Origin of the sequence: Nonomuraea sp. NPDC049028 (assembly GCF_043197735.1) — a bacterium.
Taxonomy (GTDB): domain Bacteria; phylum Actinomycetota; class Actinomycetes; order Streptosporangiales; family Streptosporangiaceae; genus Nonomuraea.
In genome coordinates this window covers 316,427-330,091 of record NZ_JBICTR010000009.1, presented here as the reverse complement: position 1 = coordinate 330,091, position 13,665 = coordinate 316,427, and the positions used below count along the sequence as shown (strand labels likewise).

The following is a 13,665-nucleotide window of genomic DNA, read 5'->3' as shown; positions in this document are numbered from 1 at the left end:
CTGTCAGGTCGGGTATCGCTCCACGCTGACGACCCGCTCGCCCAGCCGGTGCAGGACGGCGAACGCCCCCTTGCGCAGGTGCACGTCCTTGCCGCTGAGCGAGCGGATCAGTTCGGGCAGCACCTTGCCGTGGCTGGACACGGCCGCCGCCGTCCTGAGCTCCGCGACCAGCGCGGGCGTCTTGTCCGAGTCCTGATCTTCCTCGCTGAGCAGCGGCTCGGTCCTGATGTCCCTGCCGTACGGCTGGAGCGTCTGTACGCATCGGAGGCTGGGCGAGCTGACCAGGACCTCGGGACGGTAGGCGGGCAGTACCCGGGCAATGGTCTGCGCCTGGGCCTTGCCGTCCGTGTCGAGGGGGCGCAGGGCGTCATCACCCTTCCACGCCTGCCTGGAGCCGGCGGAGCCATGCCGTACCAGGACAAGAGGGACGGTGGCCAGCGGCGCCGCCTCCAGCGAGTGGAGCAGCCCGGCGTCCCACTCCCAGGTCAGCAGCTCGCGGGCGCGGTCGAGCGGCAGCCAGCGCAGCTCGTCCACCTCGTCGCCGGGGGCGAACGCCTCGCTCTCGTCCGTGGCCTGGGCCGCCCAGTAGTCGACCCGCTTGAGCCGGTCCGTGATCAGGTAGTGGACGGGCGGCAGGGCGCGGCCGAGCGTCGTGACCAGGCCGGTCTCCTCGCGCACCTCGCGCAGCGCGGCGGCGATCACGTGCTCGCCCTGCTTCAGCTTGCCCTTGGGAAAGGTCCAGTCGTCGTAGGCCGGGCGGTGGATGACGGCCACCTCGGGGTGGCGCTCGTCACCGCGCCACACCACGGCTCCGGCCGCGCGGAGCGGGTCAGTCATCAACGCTCCTCCAGCGGCGGGTGCCGATCAGAATGCTCTGCAGGTCCTCGCCCGGATGTCGCACCCAGGTGCCATCGGAGTTCAGCAGCCACGCGCTCGTCGTGTCGGCGGTGGCGCGGTCCATCAGGTCGATGAGGTACGCCCGGTGCTGCTGGCTGGTCACCTTGACCAGGGCCTCGACCCGGCGTTCCAGGTTGCGGCGCATCAGGTCGGCGCTGCCGATCCACACCTCGGGCCGCCGGCCCAGCCCGAACTCGTAGATGCGGGAGTGCTCCAGGAAACGCCCCAGCACCGACCGTACGCGGATGTTCTCCGACAGGTCCGGGATGCCAGGGCGGAGGGTGCAGATACCCCGCACCCACAGATCCACCTGCACACCGGCCCGGGACGCCCGGTAGAGGGCGTCGATGAGCGGCTCGTCCACGAGGGAGTTCGTCTTGATCCTGATGCGCGCGGGACGGCCCGCCTCCTGGTGCGCGATCTCCCGCTCGATCCTGGCCATCAGGCCGCCGCGCAGCGAGTGCGGGGCGACGAGCAGCCTGCGGTAGGCCGAGTGGTTGGAGTAGCCGGTCAGGTGGATGAACAGGTCCGTGATGTCCTCGCCGACCAGCGGGTCCGCGGTGAGCAGGCCGATGTCCTCGTAGTGCCTGGCCGTCTTGGGGTTGTAGTTGCCCGTTCCGATGTGGCAGTAGCGGCGCAGCTCGCCTGACGGCTCCTGCCGGACGACCAGGGCCAGCTTGCAGTGGGTCTTGAGCCCGACCACGCCGTAGACGACGTGACAGCCGGCCTTCTCCAGCTTGCGCGCCCACTCGATGTTGGCGTGCTCGTCGAAGCGGGCCTTGATCTCCACCACCACGACGACCTGCTTGCCCGACTCGGCCGCGTCGATCAACGCGTCGACGATCGGGGACTCGCCGCTGGTCCGGTAGAGCGTCTGCTTGATCGCCAGGACGTTCGGGTCCTCGGCCGCCGCCTCGATGAAGCGCTGCACGCTGGTGGCGAAGGAGTCGTACGGGTGGTGCAGGAGCACGTCCCGCTCGCGCAGCGCGGCGAAGATGTCGTCGTCGGCCAGCACGGCCTCGGCGGGGACGAACGGCCGATAGCTCAGCTCGGCCCGGTCCAGGTCGGCGAGGGCGTGCAGCCCGGTCAGGTCGAGCGGCCCGGCGAGCTGGTAGATCTCGTGCGGCGCGACTTCGAGCTCCTCGACGAGCAGGTCGAGCACCTCGGGCGTGATGGTGTCCTCGACCTCCAGCCGCACGGCCGGGCCGAAGCGGCGGTTCTTCAGCTCCCGCTCCAGAGCCTGCATGAGGTTCTCGGTGATGTCCTCGTCGACGTCGAGGTCCTCGTTGCGGGTCACCCTGAAGGCGTGGTGCTGGACGATCTCCATGCCCTTGAAGAGCTGGCCCAGATGGGCCGCGATGACATCCTCCAGCGGGACGAACCTGTCCTTGGAGGCGGTGACGAACCTCGGCAGCTGCGAGGGCACCTTGACCCGGGCGAACACGGTGTGATCGTTCGCCGGATTCCGCACCAGGACCGCCAGGTTAAGGCTGAGTCCCGAAATATAGGGGAACGGGTGTGCGGGGTCGACGGCCAGCGGCGTCAGCACCGGCCGGATCCGCTCCCTGAACAGTTTGCGCAGCTCCGTGCGCTCCTCGCGGCCCAGGTCGTCCCATCTGACGATCTCGATGCCCTCGGTGGCCAGCTGCGGGCAGACCTGCTCGTGGAAGGCGGCCGAGTGCCGCGTGGCCAGCGTGTGGGAGATCGCGGCGATCCGGGCCAGCTCCTCGCGCGGTTTCAGCCCGCTCTTCGTCCTGAGCAGCAGTCCGGTGGCCATCCGCCGTTTCAGCCCGGCCACGCGTACCCGGAAGAACTCATCCAGGTTGCTGGCGAAGATGGCCAGGAACCGCACCCGTTCGAGGAGAGGGAGAGAGGAGTCTTCGGCCAGTTCCAGCACACGTTCGTTGAACTGTAGCCAGCTCTCCTCACGGTTGAGGAACCTCTCCTGCGGCAGGGGAAGGTCACTCTCGGGGTGAAGCGGTTCCGCGGACATATGAGAAATATGCCCCATTTGGTTGAACAGAACGTGAACTAAGCGGCAACGGCTTATTCCACCTGGTCAGGTTGCTCCAACCGGGCCGCGCGCTCGACCAGCCGGGCCTCCCGCTGGCGCAGTTTCTCCTCGCGCTCGCGGGCCTTCTCGGCCTCCTTCAGCACCCGCTCGCGCTCCTTCAGCTCGCGGACCCTGGCCTTCTCCGCCTCTTTGAGCTCCCGCTGGCGGGCCTTCTCGGCCTCCTTGAGCTCCTTGTCGCGGGCCTTCTCCAGCTCGCGCAGCTCCTTCTCGCTGGCGCGTGGCACGGCGACGACGGGGTGGGCGCGTCCTGTCGCCGTGATAGCCGGCTGCGGGTTGAGCCCGGTCAGGCCGTTCCAGGCCAGGTTCACCACGTGGGCGGCGACCTCCTCGCGGCCCGGCTTGCGCACGTCGAGCCACCACTGGCCGGTCAGGGCCACCATGCCGACGAGCATCTGCGCGTACATCGGCGCCAGTTTGGGGTCGTAGCCGCGGGAGACGAACTCGTCGGCGAGTACGTCCTCGACCTGGCTGGCGATCTCGCTGATCAGGCTCGCGAACGTGCCCGTGCCCGAGGCGGCGTGCGAGTCGCGCACCAGGATGCGGAAGCCCTCGCTGCTCTCCTCGATGTAGTGGAGCAGCGCCAGGGCCGCCCGCTCCAGCTTGATCAGCGAGTGGGAGGCGGAGAGCGCCTCGGTGATCATGCTGAGCAGCTTCTGCATCTCCCGGTCGACCACGACCGCGTAGACGCCCTCCTTGCCGCCGAAGTGTTCGTAGACCACCGGCTTCGAGACCTGGGCCGTTGCCGCTATCTCCTCGATGGAGGTCCCGTCGAACCCCTTCTCGGCGAAGAGGGTGCGGCTGATCTGGATCAGCTGCTCTCTTCGCTCTCTGCCGGTCATCCGCCTGCGAGATCTGGGTTCGGTCACGGTTTCCATAATGGCGGTGCTCGAAGAAGAGCCCGTCATCAACGGACTGGTCATCAACGAGCCGGAATCAGCCAATGCGCTTCGCCGCCAGGCGTTCGGGGGTCGGCCAGCGCACGTCGTGGACCCAGCCGAGCCGCTCGAAGATCCTGATGACGCCGGCGCTGAGGTCGATCTGACCCTTCAGCGCGCCGTGCCTGGCGCAGGTGGGGTCGGAGTGGTGCAGGTTGTGCCACGACTCGCCGAAGGAGGGGATGGCCAGCCACCACACGTTGCGCGACTTGTCGCGGACCTGGAAGTCCTCCTCACCGAACACGTGGCAGATCGAGTTGATCGACCAGGTCACGTGGTGCAGCAGGCCGATGCGGACCAGCGAGCCCCAGAACAGCGCGGTCAGCGCGCCCTGCCAGGACCAGGTGACCAGGCCGCCGAGGATGCCGGGCAGCAGGAGCGAGGTGAGGGCCAGCGGGCCGAACCACTTGTGCAGCTTGACGACGTCTTCGTCCTTGACCAGGTCGGGGGCGTACTTCTCGCGGTTGGTGCGGTCGGCGTCGAACATCCAGCCCATGTGCGCGTACAGCAGGCCCTTGGACAGCGACTTGAAGCCGGGGCCGAAGCGCCACGGCGAATGCGGGTCGCCCTCCTTGTCGGAGAACTTGTGGTGCTTGCGGTGCGTGGCCACCCAGTCGAGCACGGACATCTCCAGCGAGAGGCTGCCCGCGATGCCCAGCGCGATCTTCAGGGGCCGCTTGGCCTTGAACGAGCCGTGCGTGAAGAAGCGGTGCAGGCCGACGGTCACGCCGAGCCCGCTCACCACATAGAAGACGAACGCGATGACGATGTCGCTCCAGCCGAGACCCCATCCCCACGCGAACGGCACCGCGGCCACGATCGCGATGAGGGGGAGCCCCACCACGAGGGCGAAGGTGATGAGTTCGGCCTTGGTCCGGGGCTCGGGTTCGACGTCGGGCTTCGGTCCTGGGGAGGTGCGCTCGGTGATAACGGTCATGGGCTACCTCTCACGACATGTATGAGGATGAATGTCCTGGCTACGCCACCGTAACCTACGCCATCGTAAGTTAGTAAGACCTAAGCGGCGAGTGTGGCGAAGGCGACTTCTGTCCTATGAGAGGAGTAGCTTCTGTGCCTTGCGGCTTTTCGGGCGGTCTGTTATGTGGCGCGCGCGTGGGCCAGGGATCGGTATCGTAGGAGTGCGTCGGACGCTCAGGTGTCCGATTTAGTCCCGGATCGTCTAATCGGCAGGACAAGTGGTTTTGGTCCACTTTGTAGGGGTTCGAGTCCTCTTCCGGGAGCTTGGAGGCACTCCCCGCCGCTAGTGCGCGAGTGTCGGTTGGGTATCCTCACGGTGTCGGGAGGGTGGCGGTGCGACAGCTGCCGCCCCGAACCGCCCAGCCACAGGGAGCCCCAGTCCGTGAGTGTGCCGCGCCCGGCCGCAGTCATCGTCCTCGCCGCAGGCGAGGGCACCCGGATGAAGAGCCAGACCCCCAAAGTCCTGCATGAGATGTGCGGCCGCACCCTGGTCGACCACATGCTCACCGCCGCTCGCGACCTCGGTCCCGAACGGCTCATCGTTGTCATCGGCCATGCCTCCGAACGGGTCGGCGCGCACCTGGCGGAGACGAGCCCTGACGCGCGCGCCGTCGTCCAGCGTGAGCAGCGCGGCACCGGCCACGCCGTCCGCACCGTGCTCGAAGAGCTCGGCACGATCGCCGGCACCGTCCTCGTCACCTACGGAGACGTGCCGCTGCTGCGTACGGAGACCCTCGCCGAGCTGCTCCACCGGCACACGGGTGACGGCAACGCGGTCACCGTGCTGACGGCCGAGGTGCCCGACCCGACCGGCTACGGGCGCATCATCCGCGACTCCAGCGGCGCCGTCCTGGAGATCGTGGAGGAGAAGGACGCCACCCCGGAGCAGCGCGCCATCACGGAGATGAACTCCGGCATCTACGCCTTCGACGGTCTGTTGCTCGCCGACGCCATCAAGCGGGTCTCGACCGACAATTCGCAGGGCGAGGAATACCTCACCGACGTGCTGGCCATCCTGCGGGAGGACGGCCACCGGGTCGGCGCGCACGCCGCCGCCGACTTCACCGAGGTCGAGGGCGTCAACGACCGGGTGCAGCTGGCCGTCGCCCGCAAGGTGCTCAACCAGCGGCTGCTCGAGGGCCACATGCGCGCCGGAGTCACGATCATCGACCCGGCCAGCACATGGATCGACGTCGGCGTCGAGATCGAGCCCGACGCGGTCGTCCACCCCGGCACGCAGCTGCACGGCCATACCGTCATCGAGGCCGGAGCGGAGGTCGGGCCGGGCTCCACGCTCACCGACACCAAAGTCGGCGCGGGCGCGGTCGTGCGCAACGCGGTCTGCGACCACGCCGTGGTCGGCCCGGAAGCGAGCGTCGGCCCCTACGCCTACCTGCGCCCCGGCACCGTGCTCGGGCACAAGTCCAAGGCGGGCACGTTCGTCGAGATGAAGAACACCCAGGTCGGCGACCGGTCGAAGGTGCCGCACCTGTCGTACGCGGGCGACGCCACGATCGGCGAGGACGTCAACATCGGCGCGGCCGTGATCTTCGTCAACTACGACGGCGTCAACAAACATCGCAGCACGGTGCGCGACGGCGCGTTCGTCGGCTGCGACTCCATGCTCGTCGCCCCCGTGACCGTGGGCGACGGCGCGTACACCGCGGCCGGTTCGGTCATCGACGGCGACGTCCCTCCGGGCGCTATCGGCGTGGCCAGGGCGCGACAGCGCAACATCGAGAAATGGGTCTTGCGCAGGCGCGCGGGCACGAAGTCGGCTGCGGCGGCCGAAAAGGCGCTGGCCGAGCAAGAACAGCAGGAGAGTGGCGCATGACCGAGCTTGCCGAGGTCATCAGTAACAACCGCACCGTGGTCACGAGACCGACGAAGGAGATCTCATGACCAGCATCAAGCAGCCGGGCGAGAAGAACCTCATGCTCTTCTCCGGCCGGGCCTACCCGGAGCTCGCCGAGGAGGTCGCCGAGCACGTCGGCGTCTCCCTCACGCCCACCAAGCTGATCGACTTCGCCAACGGCGAGATCTACGCCCGCTACCTCGAATCCGTCCGCGGCTGCGACGCCTTCGTGATCCAGAGCCACACCGGGCCCATCAACCAGTGGATCATGGAGCAGCTCATCATGGTCGACGCGCTGAAGCGGGCCTCCGCCAAGCGCATCACCGTGGTCATGCCGTTCTTCGGCTACGCCCGGCAGGACAAGAAGAGCCGCGGCCGCGAGCCGATCACGGCCCGGCTGATGGCCGACCTGTTCAAGACCGCGGGCGCCGACCGGCTCATGTCGATAGACCTGCACACCTCGCAGATCCAGGGCTTCTTCGACGGCCCGGTCGACCACCTGTTCGCCATGCCGGTGCTCGAGAGCTACCTGAAGAACCGGCTCGACCTGGCCAACACCACGATCGTCTCGCCCGACACCGGCCGGGTCCGGCTGTCGGAGCGCTGGGCCGACACGCTCGGCACGCCGCTGGCCTTCATCCACAAGCGCCGCGACCTCGACGTGGCCAACTCGGTGAAGGTCAACGAGGTCGTCGGCAAGGTGCGGGGCCGCACCTGTGTGCTGATCGACGACATGATCGACACCGCGGGCACCATCTGCAAGGCCGCCGACGCCCTCTACGAGCAGGGCGCCACCAACGTGATCACCGCCGCCACCCACGCGGTGTTCTCCGATCCCGCGGTCGACCGGCTGAAGAACTCCCGGATCTCCGAGGTCATCGTCACCAACACCCTGCCGTTGTCCCAGGCCAACAGGTTCGACAAGCTCACCGTCCTGTCGATCGCACCGCTGATCGCGCGCGCGATCACCGAGGTCTTCACCGACGGGTCGGTCACCAGCCTGTTCGAGGGCGACACCTGAGCCGGTAGACTTTTACGGTTGCGTTCGTAACGCCTTCCGCTAGGGCGGGTGAGGGGGAACGCAAATCCCGCAAAGCATCCCTAGGAGATGTCGTGTCTGAAGTACGTATCGCCGCCGAGCCGCGCACCACGTTCGGCAAGGGCGCCGCTCGCAAGATCCGTCGTGACAACAAGGTGCCCGCGGTCCTCTACGGCCACGGCACCGACCCCAAGCACCTGACGCTGCCCGGCCACGAGGTGCTCCTCGCGCTGCGCACCGCCAACGTGCTGATCCACCTCAAGGGCGACGGCGTCGACGAGCTCGCGCTGCCCAAGGGCGTTCAGCGCGACCCGATCAAGGGCTTCGTCGAGCACGTCGACCTGCTCCTGGTCCGGCGGGGCGAGAAGGTCACCGTCGACATCCCGGTCACCACGGTCGGCGCCGTCAACTCCGAGGGCCTGCTCGACCAGCAGCTCGTCTCCGTCTCGGTCGAGGCCGAGGCCACCCACATCCCGACCGGCGTCGAGGTCGACGTCGAGGGTCTGGTGATCGGCACCGTGATCACCGCCGCGGACCTCAAGCTGCCTGAGGGCTCCACGCTGATCGCCGAGGGCGAGACCGTCATCCTCCAGGTCATCCCCAAGCCGGTCGAGGAGCCCACCGAGGCCGAGGCCGAGGCCGCCGAGGCTGCCGCGACCGCCACGGTCACCGAGGAAGCCGGCGAGTAACCACCGCTGTTCGGCGACGGGGCAGCCGGTTGGCTGCCCCGTTTCGCTTGAGGGAGACACGTTAAGGAAGGCACATGGACCGCTGGTTGATCGTCGGGCTCGGCAACCCGGGCGCCGAATACGCCGGCAACAGGCACAACGCGGGCTTCATGGTGCTCGACGAGCTGGCCGCCAGGGCCGGCGGGCGGTTCAAGGCGCACCGGAGCCGGGCCGAGGTCCTGGAGTCCAGTCGCGCGGTGCTGGCCAAGCCGCTGACGTACATGAACCTTTCGGGCGGCCCGCTCAAGGCACTGTCCGACTTCTACAAGCTCGGCCCCGACCGGCTGATCGTGGTCCACGACGAGCTCGACGTCCCCTACGGCGCGCTGCGTGCCAAGTTCGGCGGCGGCGACAACGGCCACAATGGGCTGAAGTCGATCACCAAGGTGCTCGGCACCCGCGACTACCTGCGGGTCCGCTTCGGCATCGGGCGCCCGCCCGGCCGCATGGACCCAGCCGCCTACGTGCTCAAGGACTTCGCCACGGCCGAGCGCAAGGATCTGGGCTTCCTGGTCGACCGGGCGGCCGACGTGGTGGAGTCGCTGATGGAGCGTGGGCTCGAGACCACGCAGAACGAGTTCCACCGCGCCGATCTGCACATTTCCGGCCCTCCTCGCTGACCATCGCATAGAGGCGTTCGCGGTTTCCCACGCGTCGCTCAGCGCTACGATCTGGTGACTGTCTGTTGATCATCGGTCACGTGGAGGATTCGTGCGCGACGGCGATGGGCTGCTGACCGCTGTCCGGTCCGGCCACGCCAGGTCCGGGCGGCCCAGTCCGCACCTGCCCCCTTGGATACGCGCCTACCGTGTGCGCACCATGCTCGGCGACTTCCTGTGCGCGGGGGCGGCGTCCGGGTTCGCGTTCTTCGCCAGGTTCGGCGGTGTCACCGCCTACGCCGCGCCGTACCTCATGGTCAGCATGGTCCTGCCGGTGCTGTGGATCTGCACGGTCGCCTTCAACCGGGCCTACGAGCCGCGCATGCTCGGCATCGGCTCCGAGGAGTTCCGCCGCGTCGTGCAGTGCGGCGTCGCGCTGACCGCCGCGACGGCCATCGGCTCCTACGTGACCAAGACCGACATCGCCCGCGGCTACGTGGTCCTCGCCCTGCCGCTGGTGACACTCCTCACTCTTTTCTGCAGGTACGCCCTGCGCCGCTCGCTCCACCGGCGCCGGGCGGCGGGCGCGTGCATGCGCAAGGTGGTGGCCGTCGGGCACGCCTCCGCGATCGCCGAGCTGGTCCACCTGTTCCGCAGGGAGCCCTATCACGGCATGGAGGTCGTGGCCGCCTGCCTGCCCGACGACGCGCCCGGTGAACGGGTCGGGGAGGTGCCCGTCGCGGGCGGCTTCAGCGACGTGTCGATCGTGGTCGACCAGTCCGGCGCCGACACCGTGGCCGTGCTCGCCTGCCCCGAGATGGACGGCCAGGCGCTGCGGCGGCTGGCCTGGCGGCTGGAGCGCACCCGCACCGACCTGGTGGTCGCCCCGGCGCTGATGGACGTGGCCGGGCCGCGCACGATGATCCGGCCGGCCGCCGGGCTGCCGCTGCTGCACGTCGAGCACCCCGAGCTGGCGGGGGTCAGGCAGCTGGTCAAGAACGGTTTCGATCGGGTGGTGGCCGCCCTGCTGCTGGTGTGCCTGGCTCCGTTGCTGGGCGGGCTGGCGCTGGCCGTACGCGTGACCAGTCCCGGGGCGGCGCTGTTCAAGCAGATCAGGGTCGGCAAGGACGGCCGGCCTTTCATGATCGTGAAGTTCCGCACGATGCGGCGCGGCTCGGAGCAGCAGAAGATCACCCTCGTCAGCGACAGTGATGGTGTGCTGTTCAAGGTCCGCAACGATCCCCGGGTGACGCCGCTCGGCACGCTGATGCGGCGGCACTCGCTCGACGAGCTGCCGCAGCTCATCAACGTCGTGCTCGGGCACATGTCGCTGGTCGGGCCGCGCCCGCCGCTGCCGGAGGAGGTCGCCCGCTACGGCGACGACGTCCGCCGGAGGCTGCTGGTCCGACCTGGTTTGACCGGTCTATGGCAAGTCAGCGGAAGATCCGACTTGTCCTGGGAGGAATCGGTCCGCCTCGACCTGCGTTACGTGGAGAACTGGTCTCTCATGCTGGATCTACAGATTCTTTGGAAAACCTGGTCGGCCGTCGCCCGCGGGCAAGGAGCATATTGATGACGATTCGGGACGACCATGCCCTCGCTGCCGATCTGGCGACGGAGGCTGGCGAGCGGTTGCTGGAGGTTCGCCGGCGTACCGGTTTCGCCGACGCGTCCGCGTTGCGGGCCGAGGGCGACCGTAGCGCGCACGTCTTCCTGATGGAGTCGCTGGCCCGGCTGCGGCCGAGCGACTGCGTGCTCTCCGAGGAGGCCACCCGCGAGGAACGCCTCGACCCACGCAGGCAGAGCGCCTCACGGGTGTGGATCGTCGACCCGCTCGACGGCACCCGCGAGTTCTCCGAGGAGGGCCGGTCCGACTGGGCCGTCCACGTGGCGCTCTGGGAGCAGGGCGCGCTGAGCGCGGGCGCGGTGGCGCTGCCCGCCCAGGGCCGCACCCTCACCACCGCCGAGCCGCCCACGCTGCCCACCTTTGACAAGGGCCGCTTCCGCATCGCGGTCAGCCGCACCAGGCCGCCCGAGTTCGTCCAGAAACTGGCCTATCTGGTCGGCGCCGACCTCGTGCCGATCGGGTCGGCCGGGGCGAAGATCTCCGCCGTGCTCACCGGAGAGGTCGAGGCGTACGTGCATGCCGGCGGCCAGTACGAGTGGGATTCGGCCGCGCCCGTCGCCGTCGCGCAGGCGGCCGGGGCCCACGCCAGCCGCATCGACGGCTCGCCGCTGACCTACAACCAAGCCGACCCCTCACTACCAGATATCCTTGTTTCCCTACCTGACTTGGCGTCTGCCCTGCTCGCCGGGATTCGGGACCTGCATCGCTGAAGGCCGGAGGAAGCCCCTATGCTCCAGCGCGACTACACGACGTCGCAGCTCGACGTACTCGAAGCCGAGGCCATTCACATCATGCGTGAAGTGGCGGCGGAGTTCGAGCGCCCCTGTCTGCTCTTCTCGGGCGGCAAGGACTCCATCGTCATGCTGCGGATCGCCGAGAAGGCGTTCTGGCCGGCACCGATCCCGTTCCCGCTGATGCACGTCGACACCGGCCACAACTTCGACGAGGTCATCGAGTTCCGTGACCGCCGTTCCGAGGAGCTGGGCGCCCGCCTGGTCGTGGCCAGCGTGCAGGATTCGATCGACGCCGGGCGCGTGGTCGAGGAGACGGGCCGCCGCGCCTCGCGCAACCGCCTGCAGACCACCACGCTGCTCGACGCGATCGAGGAGCAGGAGTTCGACGCCGTCTTCGGCGGTGCCCGGCGTGACGAGGAGAAGGCCCGCGCCAAGGAGCGGGTCTTCTCCTTCCGCGACGACTTCGGCCAGTGGGACCCCAAGAACCAGCGCCCCGAGCTGTGGAACCTCTACAACGCGCGGATCCGCAAGGGCGAGCACATCCGGGTCTTCCCGCTGTCCAACTGGACCGAGCTCGACATCTGGGACTACATCCGGCGCGAGGGCATCGAGATCCCGTCCATCTACTTCTCCCACACCCGCAAGGTCTTCGAGCGCGACGGCATGCTGCTGCCCGACTCCGAGGTCGTCAAGCGGGGCGATGACGAGCCGCTGTTCGAGGCGGTGGTGCGCTATCGCACAGTGGGCGACATGACCTGCACCGGGGCCGTGCAGTCCACGGCCGCCACGGTCGAGGAGATCATCGAGGAGATCGCGGTCACCCGGATCACCGAGCGCGGGGCCACCAGGGCCGACGACCGCGCCTCGGAGGCCGCCATGGAGGATCGCAAGCGGGAAGGCTACTTCTAAACCCATGGACATTCTGCGTTTCGCGACCGCGGGAAGTGTCGACGACGGCAAGTCCACCCTGATCGGCCGCCTGCTCTTCGACTCCAAGGCGATCTTCGAGGACCAGCTGGAAGCGGTCGAGCGCACCTCGCGCGACCGCGGCACCGAATACACCGACCTGTCGCTGCTCACCGACGGCCTGCGGGCCGAGCGGGAGCAGGGCATCACGATCGACGTGGCCTACCGCTACTTCGCGACGCCGCGCCGCAAGTTCATCATCGCCGACACGCCCGGCCACATCCAGTACACCCGCAACATGGTCACCGGCGCCTCCACCGCCGACCTGGCGATCATCCTCATCGACGCGCGCAAGGGCGTCCTTGAGCAGTCGAGGCGGCACGCCTTCCTGACCACGCTCCTGCGGGTCCCCCACCTGGTCCTGGCCGTCAACAAGATGGACCTGGTCGACTACTCCGAGGAGCGCTTCGAGGAGATCCGCGAGGAGTTCACGGCCTTCGCCTCGAAGCTCAACGTGGCCGACCTGACGTTCATCCCCATCTCGGCGCTCAACGGCGACAACGTGGTCTCCCGGTCCGAGAACATGCCCTGGTACCACGGCTCGTCCCTGCTGCACCACCTGGAGAACGTCCACATCGCCTCCGACCGCAACCTGGTCGACGTGCGCTTCCCCGTCCAATACGTGATCCGCCCGCAGCGGGCCACCGACCACGCCTTCCACGACTACCGCGGCTACGCGGGGCAGGTGGCGGGCGGCGTGCTCAAGCCCGGCGACGAGGTCGTTCACCTCCCCTCGGGCCTGGCCACCCGGATCGCCTCGATCGACACCTTCGACGGGCCGGTGGAGGAGGCGTTCCCGCCCATGTCGGTGACGCTCCGCTTCGAGGACGACATCGACATCTCGCGCGGCGACATGATCGCCCGGCCCAACAACCAGCCGCAGGTCGCGCAGGAGATCGACGCCATGATCTGCTGGATGGCCGACAGCGCCAAGCTGGCGCCGCGCTCCAAGATCGTGATCAAGCACACGACGCGGACCGCTCGGGCGCTCGTCCGTGACCTGCACTATCGGCTCGACGTCAACACGCTGCACCGCGACGAGACGGCCACCTCGCTGTCGCTCAACGAGATCGGGCGGGTGTCGTTGCGGATCACCCAGCCGTTGTTCGTGGACGACTACTCGCGTAACCGGCTGACCGGTGGGTTCATCCTGGTGGACGAGCCCACGAACGCGACCGTCGGGGCCGGTATGATCATGGATCTGCGGTAGCCGACTGATTCATGGCGGGCGTC

Annotated in this window: 12 protein-coding genes and 1 tRNA gene; 9 read left to right on the top strand and 4 right to left on the bottom strand. The window is 68.4% G+C overall.

The genetic code is table 11. The annotated features are described in order from the left end of the window. Positions 1 to 3: 3 nt before the first annotated feature. The 4 genes from ACGFJ2_RS35050 to ACGFJ2_RS35035 are packed head-to-tail and all read right to left on the bottom strand — an operon-like array spanning position 4 to position 4,843. Positions 4 to 837 (bottom strand): NUDIX domain-containing protein, encoded by an 834-nt coding sequence (locus ACGFJ2_RS35050; protein ID WP_393475575.1) that lies wholly within the window; start codon positions 835 to 837, stop codon positions 4 to 6. Beyond that, positions 830 to 2,890, bottom strand: coding sequence for an RNA degradosome polyphosphate kinase (locus ACGFJ2_RS35045; RefSeq protein WP_393475573.1), 2,061 nt, complete (start codon positions 2,888 to 2,890; stop codon positions 830 to 832). Before ACGFJ2_RS35045 ends, ACGFJ2_RS35050 begins: the two co-directional genes overlap by 8 nt. A 53-nt stretch (positions 2,891 to 2,943) precedes the next feature. Continuing rightward, positions 2,944 to 3,846, bottom strand: a complete 903-nt coding sequence (locus ACGFJ2_RS35040; RefSeq protein WP_393475571.1) for a TetR family transcriptional regulator — start codon at positions 3,844 to 3,846, stop codon at positions 2,944 to 2,946. A 58-nt stretch (positions 3,847 to 3,904) separates the two neighbouring features. Continuing rightward, positions 3,905 to 4,843, bottom strand: coding sequence for an acyl-CoA desaturase (locus ACGFJ2_RS35035; RefSeq protein ID WP_357943915.1), 939 nt, complete (start codon positions 4,841 to 4,843; stop codon positions 3,905 to 3,907). Positions 4,844 to 5,075: 232 nt separating this feature from the next. On the opposite strand from ACGFJ2_RS35035, the gene ACGFJ2_RS35030 reads away from it, so the two are divergent. The 9 genes from ACGFJ2_RS35030 to cysN all read left to right on the top strand — a co-directional run bounded on the left by ACGFJ2_RS35030 (position 5,076) and on the right by cysN (position 13,642). Beyond that, positions 5,076 to 5,147, top strand: a tRNA-Gln gene (locus ACGFJ2_RS35030). Positions 5,148 to 5,266: 119 nt separating this feature from the next. Further along, positions 5,267 to 6,718, top strand: a complete 1,452-nt coding sequence (gene glmU, locus ACGFJ2_RS35025) for a bifunctional UDP-N-acetylglucosamine diphosphorylase/glucosamine-1-phosphate N-acetyltransferase GlmU (protein WP_358179191.1) — start codon at positions 5,267 to 5,269, stop codon at positions 6,716 to 6,718. A 64-nt stretch (positions 6,719 to 6,782) separates the two neighbouring features. Next, a complete protein-coding gene (locus ACGFJ2_RS35020) occupies positions 6,783 to 7,760 on the top strand; it encodes a ribose-phosphate diphosphokinase (protein WP_357943919.1) in 978 nt (325 codons plus the stop codon). Between the two features lie 92 nt (positions 7,761 to 7,852). Then, positions 7,853 to 8,467: a 50S ribosomal protein L25/general stress protein Ctc gene (locus tag ACGFJ2_RS35015; RefSeq protein WP_225296327.1), complete on the top strand. Its 615-nt coding sequence runs from the start codon at positions 7,853 to 7,855 to the stop codon at positions 8,465 to 8,467. 74 nt (positions 8,468 to 8,541) lie between these two features. Continuing rightward, complete coding sequence (pth, locus tag ACGFJ2_RS35010; protein ID WP_357943921.1) at positions 8,542 to 9,126, top strand: aminoacyl-tRNA hydrolase; 585 nt, start codon at positions 8,542 to 8,544, stop codon at positions 9,124 to 9,126. Between the two features lie 199 nt (positions 9,127 to 9,325). Then, positions 9,326 to 10,678 carry a sugar transferase gene (locus ACGFJ2_RS35005; protein WP_358179445.1) on the top strand — a complete coding sequence of 451 codons (1,353 nt, stop codon included), beginning with the start codon at positions 9,326 to 9,328 and terminating at the stop codon, positions 10,676 to 10,678. Continuing rightward, a complete protein-coding gene (locus ACGFJ2_RS35000; RefSeq protein ID WP_357943923.1) occupies positions 10,678 to 11,442 on the top strand; it encodes a 3'(2'),5'-bisphosphate nucleotidase CysQ in 765 nt (254 codons plus the stop codon). Before ACGFJ2_RS35005 ends, ACGFJ2_RS35000 begins: the two co-directional genes overlap by 1 nt. 18 nt (positions 11,443 to 11,460) lie before the next feature. Next, entirely contained in the window at positions 11,461 to 12,375 is a 915-nt protein-coding gene (gene cysD, locus ACGFJ2_RS34995) for a sulfate adenylyltransferase subunit CysD (protein ID WP_393475565.1), read from the top strand. Between the two features lie 4 nt (positions 12,376 to 12,379). Then, positions 12,380 to 13,642, top strand: coding sequence for a sulfate adenylyltransferase subunit CysN (gene cysN, locus ACGFJ2_RS34990; RefSeq protein ID WP_393475562.1), 1,263 nt, complete (start codon positions 12,380 to 12,382; stop codon positions 13,640 to 13,642). Positions 13,643 to 13,665 lie beyond the last annotated feature (23 nt).